Source organism: Stutzerimonas sp. S1 (genome assembly GCF_025966695.1).
In the GTDB taxonomy this organism is placed as follows: Bacteria; Pseudomonadota; Gammaproteobacteria; order Pseudomonadales; family Pseudomonadaceae; genus Stutzerimonas.
Window position 1 is genome coordinate 207,584 of the sequence record NZ_JAOEIY010000003.1, and the last position, 17,394, is coordinate 224,977.

General features: G+C 68.6%; 10 protein-coding genes. 7 read left to right on the plus strand and 3 right to left on the minus strand.

Translation table 11 applies throughout. The annotated features are described in order from the left end of the window. The first annotated feature begins 185 nt into the window (after nt 1-185). From N8H22_RS07725 to N8H22_RS07755, 7 genes are read left to right on the plus strand one after another with little or no spacing between them, the layout of a single operon-like run. A complete protein-coding gene (locus N8H22_RS07725) occupies nt 186-1,358 on the plus strand; it encodes an isochorismate synthase (RefSeq protein WP_264590039.1) in 1,173 nt (390 codons plus the stop codon). Beyond that, complete coding sequence (locus N8H22_RS07730; RefSeq protein ID WP_264590040.1) at nt 1,355-2,980, plus strand: (2,3-dihydroxybenzoyl)adenylate synthase; 1,626 nt, start codon at nt 1,355-1,357, stop codon at nt 2,978-2,980. Before N8H22_RS07725 ends, N8H22_RS07730 begins: the two co-directional genes overlap by 4 nt. Before the next feature lie 12 nt (nt 2,981-2,992). After that, nucleotides 2,993-3,865, plus strand: coding sequence for an isochorismatase family protein (locus N8H22_RS07735; protein ID WP_264590041.1), 873 nt, complete (start codon nt 2,993-2,995; stop codon nt 3,863-3,865). Next, nucleotides 3,862-6,963: an amino acid adenylation domain-containing protein gene (locus N8H22_RS07740; RefSeq protein WP_264590042.1), complete on the plus strand. Its 3,102-nt coding sequence runs from the start codon at nt 3,862-3,864 to the stop codon at nt 6,961-6,963. The genes N8H22_RS07735 and N8H22_RS07740 overlap by 4 nt, the downstream gene beginning before the upstream one ends. Nucleotides 6,964-6,967: 4 nt before the next feature. Beyond that, entirely contained in the window at nt 6,968-7,732 is a 765-nt protein-coding gene (dhbA, locus tag N8H22_RS07745) for a 2,3-dihydro-2,3-dihydroxybenzoate dehydrogenase (RefSeq protein ID WP_346658377.1), read from the plus strand. A gap of 10 nt (nt 7,733-7,742) precedes the next feature. Further along, nucleotides 7,743-12,311: a non-ribosomal peptide synthetase gene (locus tag N8H22_RS07750; RefSeq protein WP_272890734.1), complete on the plus strand. Its 4,569-nt coding sequence runs from the start codon at nt 7,743-7,745 to the stop codon at nt 12,309-12,311. After that, nucleotides 12,298-13,743: an amino acid adenylation domain-containing protein gene (locus N8H22_RS07755; protein ID WP_264590043.1), complete on the plus strand. Its 1,446-nt coding sequence runs from the start codon at nt 12,298-12,300 to the stop codon at nt 13,741-13,743. Before N8H22_RS07750 ends, N8H22_RS07755 begins: the two co-directional genes overlap by 14 nt. Before the next feature lie 825 nt (nt 13,744-14,568). Here the strand turns inward: N8H22_RS07755 and N8H22_RS07760 are convergent. The 3 genes from N8H22_RS07760 to N8H22_RS07770 are packed head-to-tail and all read right to left on the minus strand — an operon-like array spanning nt 14,569 to nt 17,392. Continuing rightward, complete coding sequence (locus N8H22_RS07760; protein WP_264590044.1) at nt 14,569-15,513, minus strand: iron-siderophore ABC transporter substrate-binding protein; 945 nt, start codon at nt 15,511-15,513, stop codon at nt 14,569-14,571. Continuing rightward, nucleotides 15,510-16,346: an ABC transporter ATP-binding protein gene (locus N8H22_RS07765; protein WP_264590045.1), complete on the minus strand. Its 837-nt coding sequence runs from the start codon at nt 16,344-16,346 to the stop codon at nt 15,510-15,512. The genes N8H22_RS07760 and N8H22_RS07765 overlap by 4 nt, the downstream gene beginning before the upstream one ends. Continuing rightward, nucleotides 16,346-17,392 (minus strand): iron ABC transporter permease, encoded by a 1,047-nt coding sequence (locus N8H22_RS07770; protein WP_102827323.1) that lies wholly within the window; start codon nt 17,390-17,392, stop codon nt 16,346-16,348. Before N8H22_RS07770 ends, N8H22_RS07765 begins: the two co-directional genes overlap by 1 nt. Nucleotides 17,393-17,394: the final 2 nt, after the last annotated feature.

The window sequence follows — 17,394 nt, forward strand, 5'->3', positions numbered from 1 at the left end:
TTTCGACGACCGGCGCGAAGATAAGTTCGCCGCTCCCACCATCGCTCGATGGTGGCTGTTTGGCATGTCGATGCGCTGCGCAAAACGCCCAGAAATAATTTGACGCATCTGTCCTGCGTGACTAAATTCCTCGCCCTGATCGCAAACGATAATAATTCTGATTAAGATTATTTAAGGAGGTCGCGGTGAACGCATGGGCTCAGGCTGTTCCCTCTGGCGCCTGCCAGAGCCGTATCTTTGACCCCAGCTTCCGGTTCTATTCGCCTGCGGGCGGAGTCGAGGCCGCGGGCTGTTTCGCCACGGTGACGGCGTCGGCTGAGGCTGACGGCCAGGATCTCGATCGAGACGTGCGGCAGGCATTCGCCGCTGCGCGCGAGGCGGGGCTGGCGAATCCTGCCGTGGTTGGTGTGATTCCCTTCGACAAGCAGCAGCCGTCGCGGCTCTTCGTGCCGCGGCATCTGGCATTCCTGCCACCGGCTGCGCCACCCACCGCGATCTGCGGGCTGCCTTGTGGCGCGGCACGACAGTGCGTCGAACAGCCGGGCCACGATGGCTTTCGCCAGGCGGTGAACCAGGCACTGGACATGCTGCGCGACGGCCGAATCGACAAGGCGGTGCTGTCGCGCCTGTTGCAGCTGGAATTCGACGAGCCACCCTGTGCGCAGACGATCTTCCAGGGTCTGCGCCAGCAGAATCCTGAGGCCTATCAGTTCGCTGTCGATCTGCCGGACGAGGGCGTACTGATCGGCGCCAGCCCCGAGTTGCTGCTGCGCAAGCAGGGGGCGGCCTTCGCCACCAATCCGTTGGCCGGCTCGGCCAAGCGCGTGCTCGATCCGCTGGCGGACGAGTGGGCGGCGCGGGCACTGCTGGATTCGGCCAAGGACCAGCACGAGCATCGACTGGTCATCGACGATCTCGATCGCCAGCTGCGCCCGCTGTGCCGCACGCTGAACATCCCGTCGGCGCCGACGCTGCTCAGGACCGCCAAGCTTTGGCACCTGTCCACGCCGATCGACGGCGAGCTGAACGAGGAGTTATCGGCTTTGCAACTGGCCTGCCGGCTGCACCCGACGCCGGCGCTGTGTGGCTTTCCCACCGCCGTCGCCAAGCAGGTGATCGCCGAGCTGGAGCCATTCGACCGTGGCGTGTTCGGCGGCATCGTCGGTTGGTGCGATGCCGCCGGCAATGGCGAATGGGCGGTGGTGATCCGTTGCGGAATCATCCAGCAGACTCGCGTACGTCTGTTCGCCGGCGCCGGTCTGGTCAGCGCGTCCTGCCCGGACGCGGAGTGGCGCGAAACCGGCACCAAGCTCGGCACCATGCTCGCCGCCTTCGGCCTCGACAAGGAGGCCGTGTGAGCCTGATTCCGTTCACCCGCTGGCCGGACGCATTCGCCGAGCGCTACCGCCAGGCCGGCTACTGGCTGGGCAAGCCGCTCAGCCACATGCTCGCGGTTCAGGTCGAAACGCAGCCGGAGGCCATCGCCGTGGTCTGCGGCGAGCGCGAGCTGAGCTACGCCGAGCTGGATGCATTGTCCACCAACCTGGCCCAGCGGCTGGCCAATCACGGCCTCGGGCAGGGCGACCGGGCGCTGGTGCAGCTGGGCAACCAGGCCGAGCTGTACATCGTCTTCTTCGCGCTGCTCAAGGCTGGGATTGCGCCAGTCAACGCGCTGTTCAGCCACAGCCGGCTGGAACTGCGCGCCTATGCCGAGCAGATCCGTCCGCGCCTGCTGATCGCCAGCCGTTTGCATCCGCTGTTCCAGAACGACGACCTGTTTCTCGCCGAGCTGCAGCAGCTGGCCGGCATCGACACCGCCTTGCTGCATGCCGACGGTCAGGCAGCGCGCAGCCTGGCGGCCTGGCTGCAACCGGTGGCCGTCGAACGCGACTTTGCGACGACGCCCGCCGACGAGGTGGCGTTCTTCCAGCTCTCCGGCGGCAGCACCGGCACGCCGAAGCTGATCCCCCGTACCCACGACGACTACTACTACAGCGTGCGGCGCAGTGTGGAGCTGTGCGGTTTCGACCGCGACACCCGTTACCTCTGCGCACTGCCGGCCGCGCACAACTTCCCGCTCAGCTCGCCCGGCGCGCTGGGCGTGTTCGTCGCCGGTGGCCGCGTGGTGCTGGCGGCCGATCCCGGTCCGGCGAGCTGTTTTGCGCTGATCGCCGCGCAGCAGGTCAATGTCGCCGCGCTGGTGCCGCCGGCGCTGTCGCTGTGGCTGCAGGCGGCGCCCGGGCACGAGGCGGAGCTGGCCTCGCTGCGGTTGCTGCAGGTCGGCGGCGCCCGACTGCCGGAAGCGCAGGCGCGGCGCATCCCGGCGGTGCTCGGCTGTCGTCTGCAGCAGGTCTTCGGCATGGCCGAAGGGCTGGTCAACTACACCCGCCTGGACGATGACGACGAACACGTCTACCTGACCCAGGGCCGGCCGATGAGCCCGGACGACGAGGTCAGGGTGGTCGACCGCGACGGACGCCCGGTCGCGCCGGGGCAGGTCGGCGCGCTGCTGACTCGCGGGCCCTACACCATCCGCGGCTATTTCCAGAGCCCGGAACACAACGCCCAGGCCTTCGATGCCGAGGGTTTCTACCGCTCCGGCGATCTCGTGCAGCTGCGCGCGGACGGCTACCTGGTGGTGGTCGGACGCATCAAGGACCAGATCAACCGCGGCGGCGAAAAGATCGCCGCCGAGGAAGTGGAAAACCTGCTGATGGCGCATCCGGCCGTCACCCACGCCGCGCTGGTTTCCATGCCGGACCCGAGCATGGGCGAGAAGAGCTGCGCGTTCATCGTCAGCCGCGAGCCGACGCTCAAGGGCGTCGCCCTGCGCAAGTACCTGCGTGGCCTCGGGCTCGCTGATTACAAGCTGCCGGACCGCATCGAGCAGGTCGCGGCGCTGCCCATGACGGCGGTGGGCAAGGTCGACAAGACCCGTCTGCGCCGCCGCCTCGCCGAACAACTGCCCGTTACTGAATAAGGACTTCGCTCCATGACTATTCCCACGCTCACGCCCTACAACCTGCCAACCGAATGGGCGGTGAACAAGGTCCAGTGGCCGGTCGACCCCGCGCGCGCGGTGCTGCTGATCCATGACATGCAGGACTATTTCTGCGATTTCTGGGGCGAGGGCAGCACCTTCGTCGCCGCGCTAGTCGAGCGCCTGGCCGCCGTGCGCGAGCGCTGCAAGGCGCTCGGCATCCCGGTGGTCTACACCGCGCAACCGGGGCAGCAGGCCAACGCCGAGCGGGCGCTGCTCAACGATATGTGGGGCCCCGGCATCACCCAGTATCCGGCGCGCCAGGCCATCGTTGCCGGCCTGGCACCGGCGGCGGACGACACCGTGCTGGTCAAATGGCGTTACAGCGCCTTCCAGCGTTCGCCGCTGGAACACCTGCTGCGCGAGCTGGGCCGTGATCAGCTGATCATCGGTGGCATCTACGGCCACATCGGCTGCCTGATGACTGCCTGCGACGCCTTCATGCGCGACATCCAGCCGTTCCTGCTGGCCGATGGCATTGCCGACTTCACTCAGGCCGACCACCAGATGGCGTTGAACTACGTCGCCACGCGCTGCGGGCGGGTCATTGAATGCCGCGAGGTACTGGAACTGGGCCGGGTGCCGCGCCTGGCGCTGACCCGCGAGGCATTGCAGGCACGCCTGCTGGCCATGCTCGATGAGATCGACGAGCCGTTCGACCCGGATGAGAACCTGCTCGACTACGGCCTGGATTCGATCCAGGTGATGTCGCTGCTCAGCGAGTGGCGCGAGCAGGGGCTGGAACTGAGCTTCACCGATCTGGCGAAGACGCCGACGCTCAACGGCTGGTGGGCGCAGATCCAACAGCACGGAGGTGCCGCATGAGGCCGCTGGGCAATGCGCAGCAGGGCCTGTGGTACGGCTACCTGCTCAACGAAGACCGCGCCATGTTCAACACCGCCGAGTGCATCGCCTTCGCCGGCAAGGTGCAGGCGCCGCTGCTGATCGCCGCCGTGCAGCAGGCAGTGGGCGAGTGCGAGGCACTCAGCGGGCTATATGTGTTCGACGGCGAGACGGTGTGCTTCGAACCCTGCAAGCTGCCGCTGACGGTAGCGCAGCTGGAGGTGCCGGCGTTCGCCGACGCCGAAAGCTGGGTGCGCGACTGGGCGATGGCCGACATCCGCCAGCCGTTCGACCTTGAGCGCGAACTGGCCTGCCGCTTCGTCCTGCTGCGCGCGGCCGGGCAGGATTTTCTCTACAGCTGCGTGCACCACATCGCCCTCGATGGCTACGGCACCAACCTGCTGTACCAGCGCATCGCCGAACTCTACAGCGCTGCCGTGCGCGGAGAGCTGGCACCCGCCTGCGGCTTCGGCCGTTATGCCGATGTACTCGCCGAGGACGCCGAGCGCGATGCGCAAAACAAGACCGCCGCCGCACGCAGCTACTGGCTGGAGACCTTCTCGCGGCTGCCGGCGCCGGTCAGCTTCAGCGAGCGCAGCGCGCCGATCTCGGCGACCTTCGTGCGTCACGGCGCGCGCTTTCCGTCGTCGCTGTGGCAGGCGCTGAGCACCACCGCCGACGCCCACGGCATCGGCTGGGCCGATCTGCTGCTGGCCGGGCTCAGCGCCCAGCTGCGCCAGGTCAGCGGCAGCGACGCTCAGGTACTGGGGCTGATGGTGATGAATCGCATCGGTTCGGCGGCGTTCAACGTGCCGTGCATGCAGATGAACATCGCGCCGCTGTGCCTGCAGGCCGATGGCGAGGCCAGCCTGATCGCCACTGCAAAGGCGATCGGCAAGCTGCGCCGCGCCAGCCGCAAGCATCAGCATTACCGCTACGAAGCGCTGCGCCGCGACCTTGGCCGCGTCGGTGGCGAGCAGCGGCTGTTCGGCCCGCTGATCAACATCATGCCGTTTGATCGCCCGCTGGCCTACGGCGAGCTGGCGGCACGCACGCTCAACCTCAGCGCCGGGCCGGTGGAGGACCTGACCCTGGAAGTGCAGGTCGGTGCCGATGGCATTCCGCAGCTGGACTACGACGCCAACCCGGCGTGCTACAGCGCCGAGCATCTGCAGGCGCTGCAGGAGGAGCTGTTCGCGCTGCTGCGCCGCTGGCTGGCGGCACCCGAGCTGCCGCGCGACCTGGTCCTCGATGCCTGGATGGCCGATTACCGATTTCGCCAGCGCCTCAGCGCGCCGGCCGCGGAACAGGCGCAGCTGGGCGAGGTGACCAGCGTGCTGGCGGCGATCCGCGCTCACGCCGAGCGCCAGCCGGAGCGCATCGCCCTGTGTCAGGGCGAGCGCAGGCTGAACTACGCCGCGCTGCTCGCGCGCGCCGAGGAGATCGCCGCGGCGCTGGCGGAGCAGGGCGTGCAACCCGGCGAGAGGGTCGGCGTCATGCTCGCGCGTTCGCCCGAGGCGATCCTCGCCCAGCTCGGCGTGCTGCTGGCGGGCGCCGTCTACGTGCCGCTGGATGCCGAACAGCCGGCCGAACGGCAGACGCTGATCTGCACCAGCGCAGAGCTGGCGCTGGTGATCACCGAGGCGGCCTATCGGCATCGCCTGGCCGACAGCTACGCCGGACCGATCCAGCTGGTCGGCCAGCTCGCCAGCCATGAGCGCCGGCATGCGCCGCGCAGCGGCGAGGCGGCGGCCTATCTGATGTTCACCTCCGGCTCCACCGGCACGCCGAAGGGCGTGGAGATCAGCCATCGCGCGCTGGATCACTTCAGCGCGGCGGCGCGCCTGCGCTACGGCGTGACGGCGGACGACCGCATGCTGCAGTTCGCGCCGTTCAACTTCGATGCGAGCGTCGAGGAAGTCTTCGTCAGCCTGAGCGCCGGCGCGACCCTGGTGCTGCGTACCGATGCGCTGCTGCAGTCGATCGATACGTTCGTCGACGGAATCGAGGCGCAGGCGATCAGCATCGTCGACCTGCCGACCGCGTTCTGGAACGAATGGGTGGTGGCGCTGCGCAGCGGCCAGACGCGGATTCCAGCCGGGCTGAAGACGGTGATCATCGGCGGCGAGGCGGTATTTCCCGAGCAGCTGGCAGCCTGGCAACAGGTGGCGAGGCCGCAACTGCGGCTGATCAACACCTACGGGCCGACCGAGGCCACGGTGGTCGCCAGCAGCTGCGACCTGCAGACGGTCGATGCCAACGCCGAACGCCTGCCCATCGGCCTGCCGCTGGCGACCGTACAGGCACTGGTGCTCGAACGCGGCGACCGCCCGGCCGCCGAGGGTGAGCTGGTGTTGTGCGGTGCACAACTAGCCAACGGCTATATCAACAGCGCGTCTGCGGCGTTTGCCCGTCTGCGCATCGGTGCGCACGAGGAAACCGTGTACCGCACCGGCGACCGCGTGCGCCGCGTCGATGGCCGGCTGGTCTACCTCGGCCGGCTGGACAACGAATTCAAGATCAGCGGCTACCGCATCCAGCCCGGCGAGGTGGAGGCGCGCCTGCTGGCGCTGGACGGCGTCGACGAGGCCTGCGTGCTCGGCCTCGAGCTGGGTGGCGGCCTGCGCCGGCTGGTGGCCTTCGTCGCTGGCCCGTGTGACGACCTGCGCGCGCTTCGCCGCGCGCTGGGCCAGGTACTGCCGGCGGCGATGGTGCCGACCGACTACCGCCACTACCGCGCGCTGCCGCGCACCGGCAGCAACAAGCTCGACCGCAAGCGCCTGCAGGCCGAGTACCTGCAGGGTGCGACGACGGAGGTGCTGGACGATGCCACCCAGCAGCGGGTCAGCGCCATCTGGCAGCAGATCCTCGGCGTCGGCGGCATTCAGGCGCAGGACAACTTCTTCGAACTCGGTGGCCAGTCGTTGCAGACCATCCAGATCGTCAACCGCCTGGCCGCCGAGTTCGGCACCGCGGTGAAGGTTTCGGATGTGTTCGACAACCCCTGTCTGGCGGATTTCTGCCGCTTCCTCGACAGCCGGCTGCGGCAGGGGGAAGCGCAGGTGGAACTGGTCTGGTGAGGACATGCAGATGACACAGCAGATGGATTTTCGCGGGCGGCGCATCTGGGTCACCGGCGCCGGCCAAGGCATCGGCCGCGCGGTGGCCGAGGGCTTTGCCCGGCTCGGCGGTGAGGTGGTGGGGCTGGACCGCGCGTTCCCGGAGTGCGACTACGGCTATCGCACCCATGTGCTCGATGTGGGCGATGCCGCCGCCGTGCGTCAGGCCTGCGCCGAGCTGCTGGTGCCGGGGCAGGGCATCGACGTGTTCGCCAGCGTCGCCGGCATCCTGCGCCTCGGCGCGATCGAAGAGCTGAGCCTGGCCGACTGGGACGACTCGCTGCGGGTCAACGTCTCCGGGCCGTTCTACCTGCTGCGCGAACTGCTGCCGCGCTTTCGCGCGCAAGGCCGTGGCGCGGTGGTGGCGGTGAGCAGCAATGCGACCCGGGTGCCGCGCATGCAGATGGCCGCCTACGCGGCATCCAAGGCGGCGCTGACCAGCCTGATCCGCACCGCCGGGCTGGAGCTGGCGACCTGCGGCGTGCGCTGCAACCTGGTGTCGCCGGGCTCCACCGATACCGCCATGCAGCGCGGCATGTGGACCGACGACAGCGGCCGCGCGCGGACCATCGCCGGCCTGCCCGAGCAGTTCAAGCTCGGCATTCCGCTGCAGAAGATCGCCACGCCCGAAGAGGTGGCCAATACGGTGCTGTTCCTCGCCTCGGACCTGGCCAGTCACATCACCCTGCAGGACATCGTCGTCGACGGCGGTGCCACCCTGGCAGCCTGAGAGGTAGCAGATGCACGACAACATCATCGGCCTGCTCCGGCAGCTCGCCGGGCAAGGCGTACACCTGGCACTCAACGCCCAGGGCCAGCTGGTCTCGCAATCGAGCCAGGAGGCACTGACGCCCGAGCTGGGTCAGCTGATCCGCGCCAATCGCGACGCCATCGTCCGCTGCCTGCGCGCACGGCAGGCGTTCGAGGCGCCCATCGAGCCACGTCACGCCGACATCGGCCCGCTGTCCTCGTCGCAGAGTGGGCTGTGGTTCATCGAGCAGTACCAGGAGCACTCGCACCTGTACAACATGCCGGTGTTCTTCCGCCTCAACGGCGAGCTGGACGTGGCGGCGCTGGAGTTCGCCTTCGACGCCCTGGTGCGGCGCCACGCCAGCCTGCGCACGCGCTTTTTGCGCAACGCCGAGGGCAAGGGCGAGCAGCAGATCCTCGCCCATCGCGGCTTCGCCCTGGTCCATGAAGACTTCACCGGACTGGAGGCATCAGCCCGCGAGGCGCGAGTAGCCACACGGGTGCGCGAGGAAATCGAGCGGCCGTTCGATCTCGCCAGCGGCGCGCTGACCCGCGTGCACCTGCTGCGCCTGGGCGCGCGCGAGCACGTGCTGCTGATCAACCAGCACCACATCATTTCCGATGGCTGGTCAGTGAAGAACATGTTCGCCGACCTCAAGATCGCCTTTCTCGCCTATCAGAACCGCCAGCCGCTGGACTGGGGCGAGCCGCCGCTGACCTTCATCGACTACGCGCACTGGTTCAACTCGCCGCTGTTTCGCGACTACCACGCCGAGTACAAGCCGTTCTGGGTCGAGCGCCTGGCCGGCATTCCCGAGGTGCACAGCCTGCCGCTGGACCGGCCGCGCCCGGCGCAGCAGACCAGTGGCGGCGCGCTGGTGTTCTCGACCATCGACAACGGCTTGTGGGCGCGCTTCAAGCAGCTCTGCCAGCGCCACAGCGCTTCGCCGTTCATCGGCCTGCACGCGCTGTTCGCGCTGCTGCTGGCGCGTCACAGCGGCGAGCGCGACATCGTCGTCGGCACCCCGTTGGCCTACCGCGAACGCCCGGACATCGAGGCGCTGGTGGGCTTCTTCGTCAACACCCTGGTGCTGCGCACGCAGCTGCCCGAGCAGCAATCGTTCAGCGACTACCTGCGCCAGTGCCGGCAGGACGATCTGGAGGCCTTCGACCATCAGCTGTACCGCTTCGAGGCGCTCGGCGAGGCGCTGGGCATGGAGCGGCATACGGCGATCAACCCGATCTTCCAGATCATGCTGGTGTACCAGGCGCGGGTCGATTTCAACGACCTGATCCCCGGTTGCGCCGCAGTGGAGGAAACCTCTCCGGCGCTGCCGGCCAAGACCGATATCTCGGTGAAGGTCACCGAGCTGATGGATGCGGTGCGCATCGACTGGCTGTACGCCACCGCGCTGTTCGAGCGCAGCACCGTCGAGGGTTACGCCAGCCGCCTGCTGCGGCTGCTGCAGGCGGTGGTCGCCGACCCCGCGCAGGACATCTGGCAACTGCCACTGCTCGATGACGAACTGCTGCGCGCCACCGGCGAGCGGCTGGCGGCGCTGCCGGCGGGCTACCCGCACGGGCTGACGCCGCTGTCGCTGTTCGAGGACTGGGTGCGCCACCAGCCGCAGGCCGTGGCGCTGCATGAAGGCGCAGGCCACATCAGCTACGCCGAGCTGGATGCGCGGGCCAATCGGCTGGCGCACTGGCTGCAAACCGAGGGCTGCCGGCCGGGTGCGCTGGTCGGGGTGCTGGCGCGGCGCGAGAACGCCTTCGCAGTCGCCGCGCTCGCGGTGTGGAAGGCCGGCTGTGCCTATGTGCCGCTGGATCCGGATTACCCGGCCGAGCGCATCGCCCATATCGTCAGCGATGCCGGGCTCGACCTGCTGCTCGGTGCCGGCGCCGCGCCGTTCGCGCTGGGCGAGCTGCGCTGGGTCGATCTGAACGACCCCGAGCTGTGCGCGCAGCTGGATGCCCAGTCGCCGGAGGCGCCGCCGCGCAGCGACGAGCCGCAGCAGCTGGCGCAGGTGATCTACACCTCCGGTTCCACCGGCCTGCCCAAGGGCGTGATGGTCGAGCACGGCGCGCTGGCCAACCTGCTGCTGGATCATGGCCGTCGCCTCGAGATCGGCCCGGGCGACCGCATGCTCGACTGCATGTCGCTGTCGTTCGACGCCGGCAACATGTGCGCGCTGCTGCCGCTGACCCATGGCGCCTGCCTGCTCTGGGCCGACCCCGGCGAGGGCCTGCTGGACGAAATCGAGCGCACGCGCACCACCCACATGATCTTCGCCACCGCGCTGCTGGCGACGCTGCCGGCGCGGCCGCTGCCGGCGATGAAGGCGGTCGGCTTCGGCGGCGAGGCCTGCCCGGCGGCGCTGGCCGAGCGCTGGGGCCGGCAGTTCCGCCTGATCGACATGTATGGCCCGACCGAGGCCACCGTCACCGCGCTGACCAAGCGCATCGAACCCGGCACGACACCGAGCATCGGCCGGCCCATCGACGGCATGCAGGCACTGGTACTCGACGCGCACGGCAGGCTCTGCCCGGTCGGCGTACCGGGCGAACTGTGCCTGGCCGGACTGGGCCTGGCGCGCGGCTACCTGAACCAGCCGGAGCGCACCGCCGCGGTGTTCCGCGAGCATGAGATCGCCGGCGTGACGGTGCGGCTGTATCACACCGGCGACCGCGCGCGCCTGCTCGCCAACGGCGACTACCAGTACCTCGGCCGCATCGACGAGCAGATCAAGCTGCGCGGCTATCGCATCGAACCCGGCGAGATCGAGGCGCAGCTGGGCATCAGCTGCCCGGCGCTGCAACAGATCAAGGTCATTGTCGCCCGCCAGGGCCAGCGTCAGGCGCTGGTGGCCTACGCCTCGGTCAAAGCGGGTGAAGCCATGCCGGACGCCGACGCCATCCTGCAGGACGTGGCGCGGCGCCTGCCGGAATACATGCTGCCGGTGCGGCTGATCCTGCTCGAGCGCATGCCGCTGACCGCCAACGGCAAGCTCGACCTGCGGCGTCTGCCGCCGGTGGAACTGGCCGACAGCGCCGTCCTGGTGCCGCCGGCGGACGAGCTGGAAGCGGCGGTGCTGGCGATCTGGCAGGGCGTACTTGAGCAGCCGCTGGGGGTCGAGAGCGACTTCTTCGCCCTCGGCGGCGATTCGATCCTGAGCATCCAGCTGACCACCCGCCTGCGCGATGCCGGGCATGCCTGCACGGTCAGGGAAGTATTCGAGGCGCGCACTGTGCGGCGCCTGTGCCGCGTGCTCGGCCAGCCGCGCGAACGGGTGGCGATCCGCGCCGAGCAGGGCGTGCTGCAGGGCGAAGCCTTCGCCCTGCAACCGATCCAGCAGTGGTTCTTCGAACAGCCGTTCGCCAGCCCGCAACACTGGAATCAGGGCGTGGTGCTGCGCCTGCCGGCCAACATCGAGGTGGCGCAGCTGATGGATTTCATGCGCCAGTTGCTGCGCCATCACGACGCGCTGCGCCTGGCGGTAGATGCGCGCGGCCAGCGCTATCTGGCGCATCTGCCGTTGAGCGAACCGGCACGGCTGGATGCGGCAACGCCTGGCGAGGACGGCTTGCAGCAGGCGCTGACCGAGCTGCAGGCGCATATGCAGCCGGCGCAGGGTCGCAACCTGGCCTGGGCGTTGATCGATAACCTCGCCGGCGGTGCGCGCGGGCTGTTCATCGCCGTGCATCATCTGGCCATCGATGCGGTGTCCTGGCGCATCCTGGTCGATGACCTGCGCCGGCTCGCGCGCGGCGAGGCGCTACCAGCCAAGACCAGCAGCTACCGCCAGTGGGGCGAGGGACTGGCCGCCTATGCGCGTCGCGCCGAGGCGCAGCTGCCGTACTGGCGTGCCGAACTGGCCGGCATGCCCGAGGCACCGCCGGCGGGCTGGGCGGGTAGCGGCGCGCCGCGTGAACAGAAGCTGGAACTGAGCGAGGCACTGACGCGCCAGCTGCAGCAGGCCGCCCGGCATTTTTCCGTGGACATGCGCGAGCTGCTGCTGGCTGCACTGACCCGCGCGCTGCACGGGCTCGGGCTGGGCGAGCGGCAGTGGATCATGCTCGAAGGCCACGGCCGCGAGGCCATCGACCCGATGCTGGATGTCAGCCGCACGGTCGGCTGGTTCACCAGCATGTTCCCGCTGGCGCTGCACGACCAAACGGACTGGCCGCAGCTGCTGCGCCACGCCGCCGAACAGCTGCGGCGAGTGCCGGACAAGGGTGTCGGCTACCTGCCGCTGCGCGCCAATCCTGATTTTCGGGCGCACCTGCCGTTGCCGACGGTGGCGCTCAATTACCTTGGCGTCTACCAGAGCGGCACGGACGCCTGGCAGGCACTGCCCATCGCCCCGGGCCGGCCGAGCGCGGCGGATAATCCCTCGGCGGAGCTGATCAGCCTGCACGGCGGCGTGTTCGACGGCCGCCTGACTCTGCGGCAGATCGGCAATCTGCGCGCCGAGCTGAACGATCAGCTGCTGACTCTGCTGCAGGACAATCTGCTTGAGTTGGCCGAGCAAACGGAGGACTGCCATGCCTACGCTTGAGCGGCATTTCACCGAGCAGTTCCAGCGCCACGCCGTGCGCCCGGCGCTGGGCTGTCTGGGCGACAGCTTCAGCTACGCCGAGCTGCAGGCGCGGGTCGCGGCTATCGCCATGCAGCTGCGCCAGTGCGGCCTGCGGGCGGGTGAGCGGGTCGGCATCCACCTGCAACGCTCGCCGGATCTGGTCGCCAGCGTGCTGGCCTGTCTGCGCGAAGGGTTGTGCTTCGTGCCGCTGGAACCCGAGTTTCCGCACGAACGGCTGCAAGGCATCGCCAGCGATGCGCAGCTGAGCCTGGTGCTGCAGGACCAGCCGGTGGCGTTCGCGCAGCCCACCTGGCAGCTGCGCCCGGGCCTCGCCGGCGAGCTGGAATGGCCCGAGCAGGACGAGCGCCTGCCGGCCTACATGATGTTCACCTCCGGCTCCACCGGCCGGCCCAAGGGCGTGGTGATCAACCGCGCCGCGCTGGCCAACTTCCTCGCCGCTGCGACTGCGCGACTGGGCATCGGCCCGGCGACGCGCTGGCTGTTCACCACCACCCCGGCGTTCGATATCTCGCTGCTGGAGATGCTCGGCCCGCTGTGGAGCGGCGGCTATGTCGAGGTGATCTGCGCGCCGACCCACAAGGACCCGGTCGAGCTGCTGCAGGTGCTCGAGCGGCGCAGCGATCTCAACACCCTGCAGGCCACCCCGGTGTTCTGGCGCATGCTGCTCAAGGCCGGCTGGCAAGGACGGCCCGGGCTGCGGGCGCTGTGCGGCGGCGAGGCGCTGGATGCCACGCTGGCGGCCCGTCTGGGCGGCTGCGTGGGCGAACTGTGGAACTGCTACGGACCGACCGAGGCCACGGTGTGGTCGCTGATGGCGCGTATCGAACTGCCGCTCGAAGAGGCCGGCGTGCTGCTGCGCCAGTCGCTGGACGGCTACCGTCACTGGCTGCTGGACGAGCACGGCCACGCGGTCGCGCCGGGCGGCGAGGGCGAGCTGTGCATCGAGGGGCCGTCGCTGGCCGATGGCTACTGGCAGCGCGACGACCTCACCGCGCAGGCCTTCATCAACTGGCACGGCAGGCGGCTGTATCGCACCGGCGACCGGGCGCGACGCGTCGGCGAGGATGTCTACCTGTACTGCGGACGGCGTGACGACCAGATCAAGCTGCGCGGTTTTCGTATCGAGCTGGGCGAGATCGAGGCCAGTCTGCGTCGGCTGGCCGGCGTGCAGGACGCCGCGGTCCGACTGCATGGCGAGGGCGATGAGGCCTGTCTGGTGGGCTATGTGGAGCTGTGCGAGGTCGGTGCGCTGAGCCGGGTAGCGATCCGTCGCGAGCTGCAGCGCAGTCTGCCGCACTACATGGTGCCGGGGCGGATTGTGCTGCTGGAGTGTTTGCCGAAGACGGCCAGCGGGAAGATTGATCGCAAGCGGTTGCTGGAGGTGATTTGAGGGCGTGTTTTGTAGCTTGTCGGTCGGAATTATGGGCGATTACCGCGCGTGCTGATGCCCCGGGTTTCGGCCACCCGGCCGAGTCACTTTCTTGTTGCTTGCGGATCGCCGCCCGGCCCAACAAGAAAGTAACCAAAGAAGAGGGGCACGCGACATCCGGGTCTGACCGCTTCGCGGCCAGACTGCCCTCCTTCCGGTGCCGCTCCGGGGGCACGTCACGAAGGGACATCCCTGCCTAGGCGGCCCCGTCCTTCGTGACTCGCTCGGCGTCCATGCCTCGCGTCCCCCTACACGACCCTCCTGACGGGATCGGGGTCCGAGTCGTCTGGAAGATCGAGAAGCGGGCTTGGCTTTGCGTTTTCCTTGTACGGCCTGTCAGGCCGCACCCGATTCCCCTTCAGGAGGGTGAGTGGAATCGCTGCGTAAGGGGTTGAGCCGCATGGATGCGGCGAAAGGACTGAGGCGTCCCCGCTTAAAGGGCCAGGGATGGCCCTTGTAAGCCGACCCCTGGAGCAGCGATGGAGCGAACGAACCCTGCGCGCAGCGCAGGGCCGGATGCAGGGGCGCGCTTTCTTTTGCTTACTTTTCTTTGCGCGTGCAAAGAAAAGTGAGGCGCCGTGCAAGGCGCAACCTGTAGGCCGGGCCGAGGAAAGCGCAGCGTCATACACAGAGACACGCGCCGAAACCCACCTCAAACAAGGTGGAAAACGCTGCGCGGTTTTCCACCCTACGGTTGCCAAAAGGCACTCGCCCAGCAGGGCGAAACCAAGCTCTCAAGCGACTCGCCAATCGCCATAGACGCAAACTTCGAGTTCACCTCGATCCTCAATCCTTCACCACCACCTCAGCACCCCCCTTACCCAGCAACGCCTCGATATCCTCGATCACCTGCAGCGCCGCCATCGGCCCGCCAAGCGAAGTCCACAACGACCCGTCCACCGCACCGAAGCGCCTCGCCTGAATGGCCGACAGCTGGCGGAACGCCGGCGTCTGCTCGGCCTGATTCATCGCCTCGACCGCCTCGCCGCTGGTCGCCAGCGTGCCGATCACCAGCCAGTCGGCATCCAGCAGTTCCAGCGACTCCAAGCTCAACGCCATCGAATGGGTGTGGCCGCGGTCCTGCTGGTGGGCGGGGCGGCGCAGCCCGACGTCTTCGGCGACGGTGCTGGCGAAGGCATCCTTGAACATGTACGACGGCCCCTTGGGATTCCAGCGCACGATGCTCAGCGTCTCGCCCTGATGCTCGCGCAGGCGCTGGCGCGCCTCTTCGACCCGCGCCCAGTAGCGCTCCAGCACGGTCTTGGCCTCGGCCTCCTTGTTCAGCGCCTGCGCGGTGCGCTGCATGCTTTCCTGCCAGGGGCGCGCCCAGTTGAAGGTGATCACCGTCGGCGCGATCTCGTTGAGGATCGCCAACTGCTCCGGCTTCACCGGGCCGGTGAGGATCAGGTCGGGTTGCAGCTCCAGCAGTGTCTCCAGATTCGGGTTGTCGATGTCGCCGACCACCTCGATGCCGGCCGGCAGCTTGCCGTCCAGATAGCGTGGCGGCGCGGCTTGGCCGCGGCCGTTGATGGTGCCGACCGGGGTGACGCCGAGGGTCAGCGCGGTATCCAGGTCGATCTCGCTGAGGGTGATCACCCGCTTGGGCGCTTCCGGCAGCGTGACGGTATTGCCGAGCGCATCGGTCATCTGCCGAGCGTCGGCCTGGGCCGGCAGGGCGAGCAGGCCGGCGAGCAGCGCGGCGGCGAGGCTCCAGGATGTCTTGAGGGTCATTGCATGCCTTCCTTTTCGGGGTGTTCGTGGCGCAGCGGTTGCGGTGTGGCGGCGCCCTGGCGGCGGCGCGGCACGATCACCGGGGCGCCGTCGCCGGGGGCGTGGAGGATGTCGACATCGGTGTCGTAGAGGCGGTCGACCAGCGCCTTGGTCATCACCTGCCGTGCCGGGCCGATGGCCTGCACGCGGCCGTCGGCCAGGGCGATCAGCTCGTCGCAATAGCGCGCGGCGATACCCAGGTCGTGGATGACGATGAGCACCGTGCGCCCGGCAGCGGCGATGCGGTACACGGCCTCCATCACCTCGGCCTGGTGGCCGATGTCCAGCGCGCTGGTGGGTTCGTCGAGCAGGATCAGATCGGTGTTCTGCGCCAGGATCATCCCCAGCCAGGCCCGTTGCGCCTGGCCGCCGGAGAGCGAGGTGGCGCTGCGCTGCCAGATGGCGTCGAGCTGCATCGCCTCGCGGGCGCGGGCGACCTGCTGGGCGTCTTCCTCGCTCCATTGGTTGAACCAGCCCTGGTGCGGGTGGCGGCCGTACTGCACCAGCTGCTCGACACGGATGCCTTCGGCCAGCACCGGCCGTTGCGGCAGGAAGGCCAGCTCGCGGGCCAGCGCCTTGAGCGAATAGTGCGTCAGTGGCTTGCCGTGGATTTCCACCGTGCCGCGCTGCAGCGGTAACTGGCGGGCGAGCAGTTTGAGCAGCGTGGATTTGCCGCTGCCGTTGGGGCCGACGATGCCGATCAGCTTGCCGCGCGGCAGGCTGAAGGACACGTCGTCGAGCACCACCTTGTCCTGATAGGCGAAATGCAGGTTCTCTGCACGCAGGGCAGTCATCAGTCAGCTCCTCGTCTGTCCTTGATCAAGAGGCCGAGCAGCAGGATGCCGCCGAGCAGGCGCGTCATGATTCCGGTGGGGATTTCTTCGGGTTGGGCGAGCACGCGCACCAGCGTATCGCTGCCGAGCAGCAGCACCGCACCGCACAGTGCCGACAGCCAGATCGGTGCGAGGTTATCGCGCGCCAGCCACGAGGCGAGGATCGGCGCGGCCATGGCGATGAACACCACCGGCCCGCCGATGGCCGTGCCCAGGGCCGCCACCAGAATCGCCAGGGCAAGCACGCCAAGCTGGATCGCCGGCACACGGATGCCGAGGTTCTGCGCAGTGGCATCACCGAAGCGCAGCAGCGCCAGCGGCCGGTTGACCAGCGCCAGCAGCGGGCAGAGCAGCGCCAGCAGCACTGCGATGGGATTGACCGTCTGGTAGCTGATGCCGGCGAAGTGGCCCATTGTCCACAGGTAGATGCTGCCCAGGTGCACCAGCGGCTGGGTCGACATGGCGAAGTCGCCGATGGCGCCGAGCAGCTCGGACAGCGCAATGCCGATGACGATGAACAGGTAGCCCTGCTCGCCGGGGCGCCGGCACAGGGCGAACAGCGCGGCGGCGGCCAGCAGGGCGCCGAGTGGCGAAGCCCACCAGGGCCAGTTGCCGAGCGTCAGGTAGAGGGCGAAGGCGACCACGGCGAGCGAGGCGCCCTCGTTCACGCCGATCATGTCCGGCGTGGCCAGGCGGTTGCGCACCAGGGTCTGGATCAGGCAGCCGGCCATGCCCATCGCCAGCCCGGCGACGATGGCGGCGGCCACGCGCGGCAGGCGCAGCTTGAACACCATGATCTCCTGCAGCTTGCTGCCGTTGCCGGTCAGCGTGGCCAGCACGTCGCGCACACCGAGGTTGCCGCTGCCCAGGCTGATCGCCAGCACGGCGAGGGCAGCCAGCAGCAGCGACAGCAGGCCGAACATCAGCCAGTTGCGCCGGTGCAGCAGCAGGCTCAGGCCGCCGATGCGCAGCGTCCAGACGCCGGAAGGATTGGCAATGGGCGGCATCG

Bases quoted from the DNA above. Each gene is read 5' to 3' on its own strand.
- N8H22_RS07735 (WP_264590041.1), top strand. From the start codon at position 2,993: ATGACTATTCCCACGCTCACGCCCTACAACCTGCCAACCGAATGGGCG.
- N8H22_RS07740 (WP_264590042.1), top strand. From the start codon at position 3,862: ATGAGGCCGCTGGGCAATGCGCAGCAGGGCCTGTGGTACGGCTACCTG.
- dhbA (WP_346658377.1), top strand. From the start codon at position 6,968: ATGCAGATGACACAGCAGATGGATTTTCGCGGGCGGCGCATCTGGGTC.
- N8H22_RS07750 (WP_272890734.1), top strand. From the start codon at position 7,743: ATGCACGACAACATCATCGGCCTGCTCCGGCAGCTCGCCGGGCAAGGC.
- N8H22_RS07755 (WP_264590043.1), top strand. From the start codon at position 12,298: ATGCCTACGCTTGAGCGGCATTTCACCGAGCAGTTCCAGCGCCACGCC.
- N8H22_RS07760 (WP_264590044.1), bottom strand. From the start codon at position 15,513: ATGACCCTCAAGACATCCTGGAGCCTCGCCGCCGCGCTGCTCGCCGGC.
- N8H22_RS07765 (WP_264590045.1), bottom strand. From the start codon at position 16,346: ATGACTGCCCTGCGTGCAGAGAACCTGCATTTCGCCTATCAGGACAAG.
- N8H22_RS07770 (WP_102827323.1), bottom strand. From the start codon at position 17,392: ATGCCGCCCATTGCCAATCCTTCCGGCGTCTGGACGCTGCGCATCGGC.